At 74.7% G+C, this 15,905-nt stretch carries 11 protein-coding genes; all 11 read left to right on the top strand.

Annotation, left to right across the window (positions count from 1 at the left end; genetic code table 11):
• Nucleotides 1-164: 164 nt before the first annotated feature.
• The 11 genes from DVA66_RS07250 to DVA66_RS07200 all read left to right on the top strand — a co-directional run bounded on the left by DVA66_RS07250 (nucleotide 165) and on the right by DVA66_RS07200 (nucleotide 15,784).
• Nucleotides 165-1,694: a DNA polymerase Y family protein gene (locus tag DVA66_RS07250; protein ID WP_114559469.1), complete on the top strand. Its 1,530-nt coding sequence runs from the start codon at nucleotides 165-167 to the stop codon at nucleotides 1,692-1,694.
• A gap of 30 nt (nucleotides 1,695-1,724) precedes the next feature.
• Nucleotides 1,725-5,168: an error-prone DNA polymerase gene (locus DVA66_RS07245; protein ID WP_114559468.1), complete on the top strand. Its 3,444-nt coding sequence runs from the start codon at nucleotides 1,725-1,727 to the stop codon at nucleotides 5,166-5,168.
• A gap of 72 nt (nucleotides 5,169-5,240) precedes the next feature.
• Nucleotides 5,241-6,542 (top strand): histidinol dehydrogenase, encoded by a 1,302-nt coding sequence (hisD, locus tag DVA66_RS07240; protein ID WP_114559467.1) that lies wholly within the window; start codon nucleotides 5,241-5,243, stop codon nucleotides 6,540-6,542.
• Nucleotides 6,539-7,672 (top strand): histidinol-phosphate transaminase, encoded by a 1,134-nt coding sequence (locus DVA66_RS07235; RefSeq protein ID WP_232821817.1) that lies wholly within the window; start codon nucleotides 6,539-6,541, stop codon nucleotides 7,670-7,672. The genes hisD and DVA66_RS07235 overlap by 4 nt, the downstream gene beginning before the upstream one ends.
• Complete coding sequence (gene hisB, locus DVA66_RS07230; RefSeq protein WP_114559466.1) at nucleotides 7,669-8,307, top strand: imidazoleglycerol-phosphate dehydratase HisB; 639 nt, start codon at nucleotides 7,669-7,671, stop codon at nucleotides 8,305-8,307. Before DVA66_RS07235 ends, hisB begins: the two co-directional genes overlap by 4 nt.
• Nucleotides 8,304-8,969 carry an imidazole glycerol phosphate synthase subunit HisH gene (gene hisH / locus DVA66_RS07225; protein ID WP_114559465.1) on the top strand — a complete coding sequence of 222 codons (666 nt, stop codon included), beginning with the start codon at nucleotides 8,304-8,306 and terminating at the stop codon, nucleotides 8,967-8,969. Before hisB ends, hisH begins: the two co-directional genes overlap by 4 nt.
• Nucleotides 8,970-9,089: 120 nt before the next feature.
• The gene (locus DVA66_RS07220) at nucleotides 9,090-9,983 is read left to right on the top strand and encodes an N-acetylneuraminate synthase family protein (protein WP_114559464.1); all 894 of its coding nucleotides are present in this window, start codon (nucleotides 9,090-9,092) and stop codon (nucleotides 9,981-9,983) included.
• Nucleotides 9,984-10,048: 65 nt separating this feature from the next.
• Entirely contained in the window at nucleotides 10,049-11,002 is a 954-nt protein-coding gene (locus tag DVA66_RS07215) for a hypothetical protein (protein ID WP_114559463.1), read from the top strand.
• A gap of 72 nt (nucleotides 11,003-11,074) precedes the next feature.
• On the top strand, nucleotides 11,075-11,845 hold the full coding sequence (gene priA, locus DVA66_RS07210; protein WP_114559462.1) for a bifunctional 1-(5-phosphoribosyl)-5-((5-phosphoribosylamino)methylideneamino)imidazole-4-carboxamide isomerase/phosphoribosylanthranilate isomerase PriA: 771 nt from the start codon (nucleotides 11,075-11,077) through the stop codon (nucleotides 11,843-11,845).
• Nucleotides 11,842-14,181, top strand: coding sequence for an HAD-IB family hydrolase (locus DVA66_RS07205; protein WP_232821816.1), 2,340 nt, complete (start codon nucleotides 11,842-11,844; stop codon nucleotides 14,179-14,181). Before priA ends, DVA66_RS07205 begins: the two co-directional genes overlap by 4 nt.
• A gap of 55 nt (nucleotides 14,182-14,236) precedes the next feature.
• Nucleotides 14,237-15,784 (top strand): lactate racemase domain-containing protein, encoded by a 1,548-nt coding sequence (locus tag DVA66_RS07200; RefSeq protein ID WP_114559461.1) that lies wholly within the window; start codon nucleotides 14,237-14,239, stop codon nucleotides 15,782-15,784.
• The last annotated feature ends 121 nt before the right edge of the window (nucleotides 15,785-15,905 follow it).

Genomic DNA, 15,905 nt, shown 5'->3' with positions numbered 1-15,905 from the left:
CACGGCCACCTGGCCGGTCGGGTGCTCACCGTGCAGGCCCGGCGCGCCGACGCCCGTCGCACCGAGGCCGAGCTGTGCTGGCCCGACGCCTCGGCCGGGCTGCGCGCGCCCGAGCCCGGACGGCGTCCGGCACCCGACCTGACGCTGGTCGAGGCGGCCGGCTGATGACCGCGTCCGCCCCCCGCACCATGGTGGTCTGGTGCCCGGACTGGCCGGTGACGGCGCTGCTGGAGGAGGAGCGGCTGTCGGCCGAGCTGCCGGTGGCGGTGCTCAGCAAGGGCCTGGTGCACTCCTGCTCCCCGGCTGCCCGCGCCGACGGCGTCCGCCGCGGTCAGCGCCGCCGCGACGCCGTGTCGCGATGCCCCGAGCTGGTGCTGGTCGACTCCCAGCCCGAGCGTGACGCCCGGGTGTTCGAGAGGGTGCTCCGCACCGTCGAGGAGATCAGCCCCGGGGTGGAGGCGCTGCGCCCGGGGCTCGCCGCGCTGCCGGTGCCGAGCCGGTACTACGGCGGTGAGGCCGAGGCCGCGGCGGTGGTCGCCGAGCGGCTGGTCGCCACCGGCACCTGGGACTGCCGCTTCGGCGTCGCCGACGGGCTGTTCGCCGCCGAGCAGGCCGCCCGGCTGGCCGCGGTGCAGGACTCCCGGGTGGTGCCGCCGGGGGAGTCCGCCGGGTTCCTGGCCGGGCTTGAAGTCGGCGTCCTCGAGGATCCCGAGCTGGTCAGCCTGCTGCGCCGGATGGGGATCCACACGCTGGGCGACTTCGCCCGCCTGGCGACCGCCGACGTGGCGACCCGGTTCGGACGCACCGGCCTGCACCTGCACCGGCTGGCCCGCGGGGAGGACCGGCGCGGCAGCTCCGGACGCACCCCGCCGCCGGAGCTGACCCGCGAGGTCTCCTTCGCCCCCGGGCTGGAGACCATCGAGCCGATCGCCTTCAGCAGCCGCGAGACCGCCTCGCTGCTCGTCGGCGAGCTGTCCCGCCTCGGCCAGGTCTGCACCGGGCTGCGGATCGAGGTCGAGACCGAGGACGGCTGGCAGGGGTCGCGGCGCTGGTCCCACCCGCGGTGGTTCTCCGAGGTCGACGTCGTCGACCGGCTGCGCTGGCAGCTGCAGGCCGAGCCCGCCCCCGACCCGGTTCGCACGGTGCGGTTCGTGCCCGAGGTGGTCGAGTCGATGGGCAGCACCGGGGACGGGCTGTGGGGCAGCGCGCCGGACGAGCGGATCGAGCGGGGGATGGCCCGGGTGCAGAGCCTGGTCGGCTTCGACGGGGTGCTGACCCCGTCCGTCCAGGGCGGACGCCAGCCCGCCGAGCGCCAGCTGTTCAGCCCCTGGGGCGAGCAGGGCACCGCCACCCGTGCAGCCGGCCTGCCGTGGCCCGGCCGGATCCCGCCACCGGCCCCCACCCGGGTCTTCGCCGATCCCGTCCCGGCGCAGGTGCTGGCCGCCGACGGACGTCCGGTGTCGCTCACCGGCCGCGGTCTGGTCAGCGCCGAGCCGGTGGGTTTCCAGCCCGACCGGGGGTCCCCGGTGCTGCCGGTCGAGGCCTGGGCGGGGCCGTGGCCGATCGACGTCTCCTGGTGGGATCCCGAGCGCGCCCGCCAGGTCGCCCGCTTCCAGCTGGTCGGGGCCGACGGCAGCGCCTGGCTGCTGGTGGCCGAGGGGGACCGCTGGTGGACCGAGGCCCGCTATGACTGAGTCGTCCGCGCACCGGTCGGGGGGTTGAGCATGGGCTACTTCAACCCCGACGTCAGCTGGGCCGAGCTGGAACGCCGGCTGTCCGGCCGTCGCCGCCGGTCGGAGGTCAAGCCCTGGGAGCACGACGGGGACGGCGCTCCCGGCTGGGAGCGCCGACCCCGCTACGAGGCGAGCCCCCGGGTCAGCCGGCCGAGCGGCCCGACCGTGCCGTACGCCGAGCTGCACGCCCACTCCGACTTCAGCTTCCTCGACGGTGCCAGCGACCCCGAACGCCTGGTCGAGGAGGCGGTCGGGCTGGGGCTGACGGCGCTGGCGCTGACCGACCACGACGGGTTCTACGGCGCGGCCCGGTTCGCCGAGGCGGCCCAGGAGTACGACCTGCGCACCGTCTACGGTGCGGAGCTCTCACTGGGTCTGCGGACCCCGCAGAACGGGGTGGCCGATCCCGAGGGCGAGCACCTGCTGGTGCTGGCCGAGGGGGTGGCGGGCTACCACCGGCTGGCCGGGGCGATCACCGACGCCCAGCTGCGCGGGGACGAGAAGGGACGTCCGCTGTACCGGCTGGACGAGCTGGCCGAGCGGGGCGCCGGGCACTGGACGGTGCTCACCGGCTGCCGCAAGGGCGCGGTCCGTCGGGCGCTGGAGACCGGTGGTCCGGAGGCGGCCGGACGCGAGCTGGGCCGGCTGGTCGAGCTGTTCGGCCGCGACCACGTCGTCGTCGAGCTGACCGACTCCGGTCTGCCCACCGACTCGGTGCAGCACGACGCGCTGGCCGCCCTGGCCTCCCGGCACGGGTTGCCGCTGGTGGCCACCAACAACGTGCACTACGCCCGCCCCGACGACTACCGGCTGGCCAGCGCGATGGCCGCGGTCCGGGCCCGGCGCAGCCTGACCGAGATGGACGGCTGGCTGCCCCCGCCGACCGCGCACCTGCGCTCGGGGGAGGAGATGGCCTGGCTGTTCCGCCGCTTCCCCGGCGCGGTGCCGGCCACGGTCGAGCTGGCCGGACGGCTGGCCTTCGACCTGCGGGCCGCCTCACCCCGGCTGCCCAAGCTGGACGTCCCCGAGGGCCACACCCCGCTCAGCTACCTGCGCGAGCTGGCCGAGCGCGGCGCCGACCGGCTCTACCCGGGCAGCGCCCGTGCTGGGGCGCAGGCCCGGCTGGACAAGGAGCTGGCCGTGATCGGGGCCAAGGACTTCCCCGGCTACTTCCTCATCGTGCGCGACATGGTGGCCTTCGCCAAGGAGCGCGGCATCCTCTGCCAGGGCCGCGGGTCGGCGGCCAACTCGGTGGTCTGCTACACCCTCGGCATCACCGCGGTCGACCCGATCAAGTTCGACCTGCCCTTCGAGCGGTTCCTCGCCACCACCCGCGACGAGGAGCCCGACATCGACGTCGACTTCGACTCCGAGCGCCGCGAGGAGGTGATCCAGGAGGTCTACCGCCGCTACGGCCGGCGCAACGCCGCCCAGGTCGCCAACGTCATCGCCTACCGGCCGAAGTCGGCCGTCCGCGACATGGCCAAGGCGCTCGGCTACTCCACCGGGCAGCAGGACGCCTGGTCCAAGCAGATCGACAGCTGGGGCACCGTGGCGGTCGAGGACCAGCAGCACGACATCCCGGCCGAGGTGGTGGCGCTGGCCGACCAGCTGCTCAAGGCACCCCGCCACCTGGGCATCCACTCCGGCGGGATGGTGCTGACCGAGCAGCCGGTCGGCGAGATCTGCCCGATCGAGCGCGGCCGGATGGATGACCGCACCGTGCTGCAGTGGGACAAGGACAGCTGCGCCTGGATGGGGCTGGTGAAGTTCGACTTCCTCGGCCTGGGCATCCTCAACGCGATCCAGCAGACCTTCGACCTGGCCGAGGAGTGGCTGGGGGAGCGGTGGGGGCTGGAGACGCTGCCCAAGGAGGAGGCCGGCGTCTACGACATGGTCTGCCGGGCCGACTCGGTGGGGCTGTTCCAGGTGGAGAGCCGGGCCCAGATCGGCACCCTGCCACGGCTGCTGCCGCGCCGGTTCTACGACCTGGTGATCGAGGTGGCGCTGATCCGGCCCGGGCCGATCCAGGGCGGGGCGGTGCACCCCTACATCCGGCGCAGCACCGGCCGGGAGCCGGTGAGCTATCCGCACCCCGCGCTGGAGCCGGTGCTGGAGCGCACGCTCGGCGTCCCGCTGTTCCAGGAGCAGCTGATGCAGATCGCGATGGCGGTCGGCGGCTGCACCGGCGACGACGCCGACCTGCTGCGCCGGGCGATGGGCTCCAAGCGCGGGGTGGAGAAGATCGAGCGGCTGCGGGCCCGGCTGTTCGAGGGGATGGCCGAGCACGGCATCACCGGCGACCTGGCCGACGACATCTACGACCAGATCCAGGCCTTCGCCAACTTCGGCTTCGCCGAGAGCCACGCCTGCAGCTTCGCCCTGCTGGTCTACGCCTCGGCCTGGCTGAAGCTGCACTACCCGGCCGCCTACCTGGCCGGGCTGCTGCGGGCCCAGCCGATGGGCTTCTACTCCCCGCAGTCGCTGACCGCCGACGCGCGCCGGCACGGGGTGGTGGTCCGTCGTCCCGACATCTCCCGCTCCGGGGCAGAGGCCGAGTTGGAGCTGCTGGAGGAGGACGCCGACCCCGCCACCCCGGCCGGGCGGGCCGTCCCCACCGGGATGGACGCCTGCCTGGAGCGCGACCAGCCGCCGGTGCCACCCTTCGTCCGCGGTACCGCCGACCCGACCCCGGCGCACCGCCGCGACGGGGCCTGCGCCGTCCGGCTGGGCCTCACCTCGGTGCAGGGGATCGGCCCCGAGCTGGCCCAGCGGCTGGTGGCCGAGCGCCGGCGCGCCCCGTTCACCTCGGTCACCGACGTGGTCCGCCGCACCGGGCTGACCACCCCGCAGGCCGAGGCGCTGGCCACCGCCGGCGCCTTCGACTGCTTCGGCCTCACCCGGCGCCAGGCGCTGTGGAGCGCGGGCTACACCGACAGCCCCGACCTGCTGGAGGGCACCGCGATCGACGCCCCGCCGCCGGAGCTGCCGGGGATGAGCTCGATCGAGACCACCCTGGCCGACCTGTGGGCGACCCGGATCTCACCCGACGACCACCCGCTGCAGCACCTGCGGCCGGCCTTCGACGACCACGGCATCCTGCCGGTCAGCCGGCTCGGGCCCGAGGTCCACGGCCGCCGGGTGCACGTGGCCGGGCTGGTCACCCACCGGCAGCGGCCCGGCACCGCCGCCGGGGTCACCTTCCTCAACCTCGAGGACGAGACCGGGATGCTCAACGTCGTCTGCTCCCCGGGGCTGTGGCAGCGGTTCCGGCGGGTCGCCCGCGGCACCAACGCCCAGCTGGTGCGCGGCACCATCGAGCACCGCGACGGCGTCACCAACCTGGTCGCGGACCGGCTGGAGCCGCTGGTCAACGCCTTCCCCGAGACCGCGGCGATGCTGCCGCGCCGCCACGTCTCCCGCGACTTCCGCTGACCCGTGCCCGGTGCTGCCCACCGACCGGCAGCCCCGACGCCGCGGTGGACCGGACGCCTAGACTCACCTGTCGTGCTGCGCACCATCGACCTGAGGGACTCCGACCCCGCCGACTACCGCACCGTGCTGCCCCGCGCCGAGCTGGACGTGGAGGCCGCGGTGGAGGTCGTCCGCCCGATCTGCGCCGACGTCGCCGCCCGCGGCGCCGACGCCCTGCTGGAGCTGTCGGAGCGCTTCGACCACGTGCGCCCGCCGTCCCTGCGCGTCCCCGCCGAGACCCTGCAGGCCGCCCTGGCCGAGCTGGCGCCGGAGCTGCGCGAGGCCTTCGAGGTGGCGATCGACCGCCGCACCCGGGTGAGCGAGGCCGAGCGCGGCCCCCTGCTCACCGACGTCGAGCTGGCCCCCGGCGCGGTGGTCTCCCAGCGCCGGGTCCCGGTCGACCGGGTCGGGCTGTACGTCCCCGGCGGGCTGGCCCCGCTGTCGTCCTCGGTGATCCACAACGTCGTCCCCGCCGCGGTGGCCGGCGTCCGCTCCATCGCGGTCGCCTCCCCGCCGCAGCGCGAGTTCGGCGGGCTGCCGCACCCCAGCGTGCTGGCGGTCTGCGCGCTGCTCGGGGTGGAGGAGGTCTACGCCGTCGGCGGCGCCCAGGCCATCGCCATGTTCGCCCTCGGGGTGGACGGGCTGTGCCCGCGGGTCGACATGGTCACCGGGCCGGGCAACGTCTACGTCACCGCGGCCAAGCGGCTGCTCCGCGGACAGGTCGGCATCGACGCCGAGGCCGGCCCGACCGAGATCGCGGTGCTGGCCGACGACTCAGCCGACCCGCGGCTGGTGGCGGCCGACCTGGTCTCCCAGGCCGAGCACGGACCCACCTCGGGCTCGGTGCTCGTCACCGACTCCCCGGCGCTGGCCGAGCAGGTGGCCGGCGAGCTGGAGACCCAGGTCGCGGCGACCAAGCACGCCGAGCGGGTCCGCACCGCGCTGACCGGACGCCAGTCCGCCACCGTCCTGGTGCGCGACCTCGAGCAGGGCCTGGCCGTGGTGGACGCCTACGCCGCGGAGCACCTGGAGGTGCAGACCCGCGAGGCCGCCGCCGTGGCCGCCCGGGTGCGCAACGCCGGTGCGGTCTTCGTCGGCGCCTGGTCGCCGGTCTCCCTCGGCGACTACTGCGCCGGCTCCACCCACGTGCTACCCACCGCGGGGTGTGCCTGCCACTCCTCGGGGCTGCACGTGGGCTCGTTCCTGCGCTCGGTCAACGTCGTGCACTACGACCGCGACGCGCTGCAGCAGGTCGCCCGCCAGGTGGAGGTCTTCGCCGACGCCGAGGACCTGCCCGCCCACGGGGCCGCGGTGACCGCGAGGTTCCCGCGGTGAGCGCCGGACGCGAGGTCGGGCTGGCCGACCTGCCGCTGCGCCCCGAGCTGGCCGGGCAGGAGCCCTACGGCGCCCCCCAGCTCGACGTGCCGCACCGGCTCAACGTCAACGAGAACCCCTACCCGCCGAGCCCGGGCCTGCTGGCCGCGATCGGACGGGCCGCCGCCGACCCCGGGCTGAACCGCTACCCCGACCGGGAGGCCACCGCCCTGCGCACCGACCTGGCGGCCTACCTCGGTCACGGGCTGGGCCCGGAGAACGTGTGGGCGGCCAACGGCAGCAACGAGGTGATGACCCACCTGCTGCAGGCCTTCGGCGGGCCCGGCCGCACCGTGCTCACCTTCGCCCCGTCCTACTCGATGTATCCCGAGTACGCCCGCAACACCTACACCCGCTACCTCACCGCGCCGCGACGTCCGGACTTCACCGTGGACGCCGACCTGGTCCGGGCGGCGGTGGCCGAGCACCAGCCCGACGTGCTGCTGCTGACCAGCCCGAACAACCCCACCGGCACCAGCGTCTCGCTGGACGTGGTCCGCCTCGCCTGCGAGCTGGCGCCGGGGATGGTGGTGGTGGACGAGGCCTACCAGGAGTTCGCCCGCAGCGGCACCCCGTCGGCGCTCAGCCTGCTGGCCGAGCACCCGCGGCTGGTGGTGACCCGCACCATGAGCAAGGCCTTCGCCTTCGCCGGCGGCCGGCTGGGCTACCTGGCGGCCTCGCCGGCGGTGGTCGACGCCTGCCGGATCGTCCGGCTGCCCTACCACCTGAGCGCGGTCACCCAGGCCGTCGCCCGGGTGGCGCTGGCGCACGCCCCGGAGCTGCTCTCCCAGGTGGACGCCCTGAGGCAGGAGCGCGACCTGCTCGTGGACTGGCTGCGGGCCCGCGGGCTGACGGTGGCCGACACCGACGCCAACTTCGTGCTCTTCGGCCGCTTCGCCGACCGCTCGGCGGTGTGGCGGGGGCTGCTGGAGCGCGGGGTGCTGATCCGTGAGACCGGCCCCGACGGCTGGCTGCGGGTGAGCGCCGGCACCCCGACCGAGATGGCCGCCTTCCGCACCGCACTGGTGGAGGTGGCCGAGGAGATGGCGCTGCCGGGCTGGGTGCCCGAGCAGGAAGGAGCACGAGCATGAGCGACGGCATGCAGACCACGACCGGCCGGGCGGTCAGCCTGGAGCGGCGCACCAGCGAGTCCAGCGTCTCGGTCCGGCTCGACCTCGACGGCACCGGACGCACCGACATCGACACCGGGGTGCCCTTCTACGACCACATGCTCACCGCACTGGGCAAGCACGCCCTGATCGACCTGACCGTGCGCACCGAGGGCGACGTCGAGATCGACGCCCACCACAGCGTCGAGGACACCGCCATCGTCCTCGGCGACGCGCTGCGCACCGCGCTGGGGGACAAGCGCGGCATCCGCCGCTTCGGCGACGCGATGGTGCCGCTGGACGAGGCGCTGGCCCAGTGCGTGGTGGACGTCTCCGGCCGGCCCTACTTCGTGCACCGCGGCGAACCGGAGGGCCAGCAGTACGTGCTGATCGGTGGCGGCCGCGGGTCGGTGCCCTACCCGGGCTCGATGACCGCGCACGCGCTGGAGAGCCTGACCTTCCACGCCGGCATCTGCGTGCACCTCACCCTGCTCGCCGGCCGCGACCCGCACCACATCGCCGAGGCCCAGTTCAAGGCGCTGGCCCGGGCGTTGCGGACCGCGGTCGAGCCCGACCCGCGGGTCGAGGGCGTACCCAGCACCAAGGGGGCGCTGTGAGCGCAGCGGACAGCGCCCGGGGCGCCGACGTCGTGGTGCTCGACTACGGCTCGGGCAACCTGCGCTCGGCCGTCCGCGCGCTGGAGGCCACCGGGGCCCGGGTCGAGCTGAGCGCCGATCCCGAGCGGGCCCGCACCGCGGCCGGGCTGGTGGTGCCCGGGGTGGGCGCCTTCGCCGCCTGCATGGCGGGGCTGCGCGCCGTCGGCGGGGACGCGGTGGTCCGCGAGCGGGCCTCGGCCGGACGTCCCACGCTGGGCATCTGCGTCGGCGCCCAGGTGCTCTTCGCCGCCGGTGTCGAGCACGGCGAGCGCACCGACGGGGTCGGGCTGTGGCCGGGCGAGGTCGAGCAGCTGCGCACCCGCCGGCTGCCGCACATGGGCTGGAACGAGGTCCGTCCCGACCCCGGTTCGGTGCTCTTCGAGGGCCTGGACGGCTCCCGGTTCTACTTCGTGCACTCCTACGGGGTGCACGCGGTGGAGGCCCTGCGTGAGCGCGGGGCCCGGGTCACCACGGTGCAGCACGAGGACGACGTCTTCGTCGCCGGTGTCGAGGACGGAGCGGTCTCGGCGGTGCAGTTCCACCCCGAGAAGTCCGGCGCCGCGGGCGCCCGGTTGCTGTCCAGCTGGGTGGCCGCGTTGCCCTCAGGCGGCTCTCAGGTCTGAGGTAGGGTGGCGCCCTGGTGAACGACGGCCGAACCCCTGCGCCGCGCCCGGTTTGCTCCCAGCCATCCGGTCCGCGCAGTGTTCTCCTGGACAGGTCACCACGACAGTGAGAGGAAACCCATGACCCAGAGCGTCCCCACCCGCACGATCGGCGACCGCGTGCTCGGCGGTGACCACCCGGTCTACGTGTGCGCCGAGATCGGCATCAACCACAACGGCGAGCTGGACAACGCGATCAAGCTGATCGACGCCGCCGTCGCGGCCGGCTGCGATGCGGTGAAGTTCCAGAAGCGCACCCCCGAGATCGCCACCCCGCGGGACCAGTGGGACATCGAGCGCGACACCCCCTGGGGCCGGATGACCTACATCGACTACCGCCACCGCGTGGAGTTCGGCCACGACGAGTACGCCCAGATCGACGCGTACTGCAAGGAGAAGGGGATCCACTGGTTCGCCTCCCCGTGGGACACCGAGGCGGTGGACTTCCTCGCCGAGTTCGACGTGCCCACCTACAAGGTGGCCTCGGCCTCGCTGACCGACGACGAGCTGCTGGCCAAGATGCGCGCCACCGGCAAGACCGTGGTCCTCTCCACCGGCATGTCCACCCCCGAGCAGATCCGCCACGCCGTCGAGGTGCTCGGCAGCAGCAACATCGTCCTGCTGCACGCCACCAGCACCTACCCGGCCAAGGCCGAGGAGCTCAACCTGCGCATGATCAACACCCTGCGCGCCGAGTTCCCGAACGTGCCGATCGGCTACTCCGGCCACGAGACCGGTCTGCAGACCACCCTGGCCGCGGTCGCCCTGGGCGCCTGCTTCGTCGAGCGCCACATCACCCTGGACCGGGCCATGTGGGGCTCGGACCAGGCCGCCTCGGTCGAGCCGGGTGGCCTGGAGCGGCTGGTCCGCGACATCCGCGTGATCGAGAAGGCGCTGGGCGACGGCGTCAAGAAGATCTACGAGGGTGAGCTCGCGGCCATGAAGAAGCTGCGCCGGGTCGGAGCCACGGCCTGAGCGCACACCCCGACCCGATCGCCGAGCTCGGCGAGCGGGTCCCGGGCGGGGACGCCCTCGCCCTGGTGGAGAGCCCGGCCCAGCTGCTCAACGCCGCCGAGTGGGCGGCGGCCACCCCGGACAGCCAGGTCGACATCGTGGTGCTGGCGCCGCGTCGCAACGAGACGCGGCGCCAGCTGCGCGCCACGGCGGCGCTGCTGCACACGCCGGAGACCCGGATCATCTGGTGCGAGGCCCGCCACGGCGTCCGCGGCCCGCTGCGGATCGCCGGCCGGGTGGTGCCGAGCGTGCGGGCCGCCGGCCGGCTGGTGCTCGGCGACCCGTTCTCGGGGCTGATGCAGTCGGTGCTGCCCTTCTTCGGCGGTGCCTCCCTGGTGGTGGTCGACGACGGCACCGCCACCCTGGAGGCGGTGGACCGGCTGGAGCTGGGCGAGCCGCTGCTGCGCTGGCACCAGGTGCGCCGCGGACCGGTGCAACGGGCCCGCGGCCAGACGGCCACCCGGCTGCTCACCTCCCGGCCGCTGGAGCTGTTCACCGCGATGCCGGTCGACTCCACCCGGCTGTGGGTCCGGCACAACCGCTACGACTGGCTGCGCTCGCGCTGGCCGCGGCCGCAGCTGCGTCCCGGCGCGGCCCTGATCGGGACGTCGCTGGTGGAGACCAAGGTGGTGCGCCCCGACGCCTACCTGCAGGCGGTGGCCGATCTGGTGGCCGGCGGCGGGCTGACCCGCTACCTGGCGCACCGCCGCGAGGACGAGCAGAAGCTGGCCACGATCTCCGCGCTCGGCGTCAGCGTGGAGCGGCCCCTGCTGCCGCTGGAGATCGAGCTCGGCCGTGGCCCGGTGGAGCAGCGGGTGCTCAGCTTCCCCTCCACCGTGCTCTACACGCTGCCGCTGGTGCTGGCCGGCACCGGGGTGGACGTGCAGGCCCTCGACGTCGAGGAGGCCTGGCTGACCGACGACGCCCGCCAGCACGGCGCCAGCGACTTCCTGCAACGGGTCCGCGACCACCGCGCCTGACCGCCCCCAGCGCGCCCTCGCAGCCCCGCCGACGACGCCGTCGGCACCGCCCGGCTGCTGTAGGGTCGGCGGGTGCTCGAAACGCCTTCCGCCGCGCTGCAGCTCCTCCCGGCCGTCGACGTGATCGACGGCTCGGCCGTCCAGCTGGTCCAGGGGGTGGCCGGCACCGAGAAGACCTTCGGGGACCCGCTCGAGGCCGCGCTGCGCTGGCAGCGCGAGGGTGCGCAGTGGCTGCACCTGGTCGACCTGGACGCCGCCTTCGGACGCGGCAGCAACGCCGAGGTGCTGGCCGAGGTGGTCGAGCGCGTCGACCTGCAGGTGGAGCTCTCCGGCGGGATCCGCGACACCGCCAGCCTGGAGCGCGCGCTGGCCACCGGCTGCCGCCGGGTCAACATCGGCACCGCCGCGCTGGAGCAGCCGGAGTGGGTGGCCGAGGTGATCGCCGAGCACGGCGACCGGATCGCGGTCGGCCTCGACGTCAAGGGCACCCGGCTGGCCGCCCGCGGCTGGACCCGCGAGGGCGGGGAGCTGGCCGAGACGCTGGAGCGCCTGGACGCCGCCGGCTGCGCCCGTTACGTGGTCACCGACGTCAACTCCGACGGCATGCTGTCGGGCCCGAACCTGGAGCTGCTGCGCACCGTCTGCGCCCGCACCGACAAGCCGGTGGTCGCCTCCGGCGGCGTCACCACCCTCGACGACATCGCCCGGCTCGCCGCGCTGGTGCCCGAGGGTGTCGAGGGCGCCATCATCGGCACCGCCCTCTACGTCGGCAGCCTCACCCTGCCCGAGGCGCTGCGGGTCGCCTCGGGTGCCCGTCCCGACGAGGTCGGGGCCGCCCGGTGAGCGCGCCGGCACCCGCGGTGCCGCTGCTGGACGGGCGGCTGAAGGACCTGCTGGCCGGCAAGGTGGTCGTGCTCACCGGCGTCACGGGCTTCATCGGCGAGCAGATCCTGTGGAAGATGCTCACCGAGCTGCCCGACACCACCCCTGCCCTGCTGGTCCGGCCGAAGGGCTCCACGTCGGCCCGGGACCGGGTGGTGACGCTGCTGAAGAAGAAGATCTTCACCGAGGCCCGTGAGGCCGCCGGCGGTGCCGAGCAGCTGCTGGAGGCCCGGATCCGGGTCATCGAGGGCGACCTGCCGCGGGTGCCGGAGCTGCCGGCCGACCTGGACGTGGTGCTGCACTGCGCCGGCGACGTCTCCTTCGACCCGCCGATCGACCAGGCGTTCCGGACCAACACCATCGGCACCCGGGCGCTGATGGAGCAGATGCTCGCCGCCGTCACCGACGCCGACGGCCGGCGCACCAAGATCCCGCACTACGTGCACATCTCCACCGCCTACACCGCCGGACGCCGCCGCGGCGCGATCCGCGAGGCCGCCCACGAGCACGACATCGACCCGCAGGCCGAGACCGAGCGAGGGATGGCGCTGCTGGAGCTGGTGGAGTCGCAGTCGCGCACCGCCGAGCAGCTGACGAAGCTGCGCAAGGAGGCTGAGCGGGAGCACCGCCAGGCCGGCTACCTCACCACCGCGGCCGACACCGAGCGCCGCCGCAAGGAGTGGGTGCAGCGCAAGCTGGTCGAGGCCGGCACCGAGCGCGCCCGCTCGTTGGGCTGGACCGACGTCTACACCTTCACCAAGGCGCTGGGGGAGAAGGTGGTGGCCGAGGTCGGCCGCGACATCCGCGTCTCCATCGTCCGTCCCGCCATCGTCGAGTCGTCCTGGAAGCACCCGTTCCCCGGGTGGATCGAAGGCTTCAAGATGGCCGAGCCGCTGATCCTGGCCTACGGCAAGGGCCAGCTGCCCGAGTTCCCGGCCTCGCCCGACTCGGTGGTCGACATCGTCCCCTGCGACTACGTGGTCAACGCGATCCTCGCCGTCTGCGCCACCGAGCCCGAGGTCGGCACCCCGGTCTACTACCACTCCAACTCCGGGGCCCGGAACCCGCTGACCTTCCGCGACCTGTACGGCTACATCCGCGAGTACTTCCTGGCCCACCCCTTCGAGGGTGGCGCCCGCGGTGCGGCGGCGCTGCCGGAGTGGAACTTCCCGGGCGCCGCCTCGGTGGAGCGGCTGCTGTTCACCTCCGAGCGGGCCGCCTCGTTGGCCGACCGCGCCATCTCGCTGGTCCCGCGCTCCAAGCTCACCCGCAAGATGGCCTCCGAGCTCGACCGCACCAGCAAGGAGCTCAGCTTCCTGCGCCGCTACCTCTCCCTCTACAACGAGTACGGCCAGTCCGAGCTGCACTTCGTCGACGACAACACCCTGGCCCTGCACAACAGCCTGCACCCCGACGACGTGGACGCCTTCGCCTTCGACTCCGCCGCCTACGACTGGCGGACCTACCTGCAGGACGTGCACTGCCCCTCGATCACCGCCCCGGTGCGCCGGATGGAGGCTCTGCGCCGCCGCCGCGGGCAGCGACCGACCACCTACCGCGACCTGTCCCGTGACGGCGCCGGCGCCGGCGAGGGGCCGGGGGTGCTCGCCGCCTTCGACCTCGACGGCACCGTGATGACCACCAACGTGGTGGAGACCTACCTGTGGTCCCGGCTGCCCGAGCTGGGGCCGCTGTCGCGGGCCCGGGAGGTGGGCGACATCGCCCGCCGGCTGCCCGGCTGGCTGCGCGCCGAACGGCGTGACCGCGGCAGCTTCCTGCGCTCGGTCTACCGCCGCTACGCCGGGGCCGACCTGGCCGCGCTGGAGGAGTTCGTCGACACCGCGATGGCCCCCTCCATCCTGGAACGGGTCTCGCCCGACGCCGTCCGCCGGATCCGCGAGCACCGCGACGCCGGGCACACCTGCGTGCTGCTCACCGGGGTGGTGCGTCCCCTGACCCGTCCGCTGGAACCGCTGTTCGACGTGGTGGTGGCCGCCGACCTGGCCACCGACGCGGCCGGGCGCTGCACCGGCTTCCTCGCCGGCCCGCCGATGGTGGGGGAGTCCCGCTCGGCCTGGTTGCGCCACTACGCCGCCTCCCACGGCATCGACCTGCAGGCCAGCCACGCCTACGCCGACTCCCACGTCGACCTGCCGATGCTCTCGGCGGTGGGCAACCCCGTCGCGGTCAGCCCCGACGTCGGGCTGATGCGTGCGGCGCGCCAGCGCCAGTGGTCGGTGGTGGAGTGGCGGGCCGCCGCCCAGGCGCCACGCCTCAGCCTGCCGGCCCGCCGGTGAGCGCCCCGCCGACCCCGACCCGATCCCTCGTCCCTGATGCGAAAGTGAGGCCGGAATGGCTCGCCCGGGCTTCGTCCTGACCGTCGACGACCGCACCCCGCCGCTGCTGGTGAGCGAGGGTGACGGCGTCCGGCTGCAGCCCTTCCCCAAGGGCGCGGAGGTGGTCTACCCGCCCGACACCGCCGGCCGGCGCGTCGACGCCGCCGCGGCCGTCGCCGCCGCCCTCGCCGAGGGGCTGGACGGCGCGCCACTGGCCGACCGGCTGCGTCCCGGCATCCGGCTCACCGTGACGGTGGGCGCACTCGAGACGCCCGCCGCCCGCGGCGTGGACGTCCGTCAGCACGTGGTCGAGCAGGTGCTGCAGCTGGCCGCGACGGCCGGGGTGGACGACGTGGTGGTGCTCGCCGCCAACGGCATCGGCCCCCGACCCACCGAGGAGCAGCTGCTGGAGGTGCTCGGGGAGCGTGTGGTCCGCTCCTTCAGCGCCGACGGCCGGCTGCGCACCCACGACGCGCTGGACCGCGACCGGCTCACCGAGGTCGCCCCCGGGGTGGAGCTGGACGCCCGGCTGGCCGAGTCCGACCTGGTGGTCGACGTCTCCTGCGGCACCGGTGGCAGCGACGTCGCCGCCGACCTCGTCGGCTCCCTCAGCTCGCTGGACACCCAGCGCCGGCTGCACCGGGCGCTGCGGCTGGACCGCGCCGTCCCCGCCGCCGGCGCGGAGGTCGAGGGCGAGGGCGCGGCGATGGTGCGCAGCGCGGTCGAGGCGCTGCCGCTGGTCAGCGTCCGTGCCGTCCTCGACCAGGTGGTGCACCCGCCGTCGCTGGAGTTCCTCGGACGCCGGGAGTGGGAGTGGCGGATCCGCGAGCGGGCCACCTGGTTCGGCCTGCGCCGGCTGCTCGAGGTGGCACCCGACCGGGCCCGCCGCGGCGTGCTGCAGGCCGCGCCCGACCAGGGTGTGCTCGCCGTCGCCGCCGGCTCGCCCGCCGCCGTCTCGGCCTGGTCGGCCGAGCGGTCCGCCGGGGCCGAGCGGGTCGAGGTGAAGGGCCAGGCCGACGTCCTCGTCTGCGGGGTCCCGCACCGCACCCCCTTCAACGCCGGCACCGCGGTCGACCCGCTGGTCGCCGCCTGGTCGGTGCTCGGGCGCACCCTCGGGGCCACCACCGGGGCGCCGGTGGTGCGGCCCGGCGGCGCCGTGATCGCCTTCCACCCGCTGACGCCGACCTTCTCCGCGCGGGTGCACCCGTCGTCGGCGGACTTCTTCGTCGACGTGCTGTCCGCGACCACCGACCCCGAGCAGATGACCGAGCAGGAGGCCCGGTTCGCCGCCGACGAGTGGTACACCAGCCTCTACCGCCGCCAGCACGCCTGGGCCGGGGTGCTGCCGTTCCAGCTGTGGGCCGACGTGCGCGCGGGGGCCGGGCAGGTGGGCGACGTCATCTGGGTGGGTGCCGACCGTGCCGCCGCCGAGCGGATGGGCTTCCGCGCCGCCTCCACCCTGGCTGACGCGCTCGAGATCGCCTCGGACTCGGTGGGCCGCGGCCCGCGGATCCGCTACCTGCACACCCCGCCGCACCTCGTGTCCGACGTGCAGGAGGCCTGAGGTGGACGAGGGCACCCGTCAGCCCGCCGCCTGGGCCGTCGGCGGTGGCCGCCGCGGCGGGTGGCGCGCCGTCCGCCGCGACCTCGGCCTGCTGGGCCGCAGCCGCTGGTCGACCCCGCCG

It is taken from the genome of Desertihabitans aurantiacus (assembly GCF_003344635.1).
In the GTDB taxonomy this organism is placed as follows: Bacteria; Actinomycetota; Actinomycetes; order Propionibacteriales; family Propionibacteriaceae; genus Desertihabitans; species Desertihabitans aurantiacus.
This window is presented reverse-complemented; position numbering and strand designations above follow the sequence as displayed.

Excerpts from the sequence above, each read along its gene's own strand:
- DVA66_RS07250 (WP_114559469.1), top strand. The coding sequence starts at position 165 with ATGACCGCGTCCGCCCCCCGCACCATGGTGGTCTGGTGCCCGGACTGG.
- DVA66_RS07245 (WP_114559468.1), top strand. The coding sequence starts at position 1,725 with ATGGGCTACTTCAACCCCGACGTCAGCTGGGCCGAGCTGGAACGCCGG.
- hisB (WP_114559466.1), top strand. The coding sequence starts at position 7,669 with ATGAGCGACGGCATGCAGACCACGACCGGCCGGGCGGTCAGCCTGGAG.
- DVA66_RS07220 (WP_114559464.1), top strand. The coding sequence starts at position 9,090 with ATGACCCAGAGCGTCCCCACCCGCACGATCGGCGACCGCGTGCTCGGC.
- DVA66_RS07200 (WP_114559461.1), top strand. The coding sequence starts at position 14,237 with ATGGCTCGCCCGGGCTTCGTCCTGACCGTCGACGACCGCACCCCGCCG.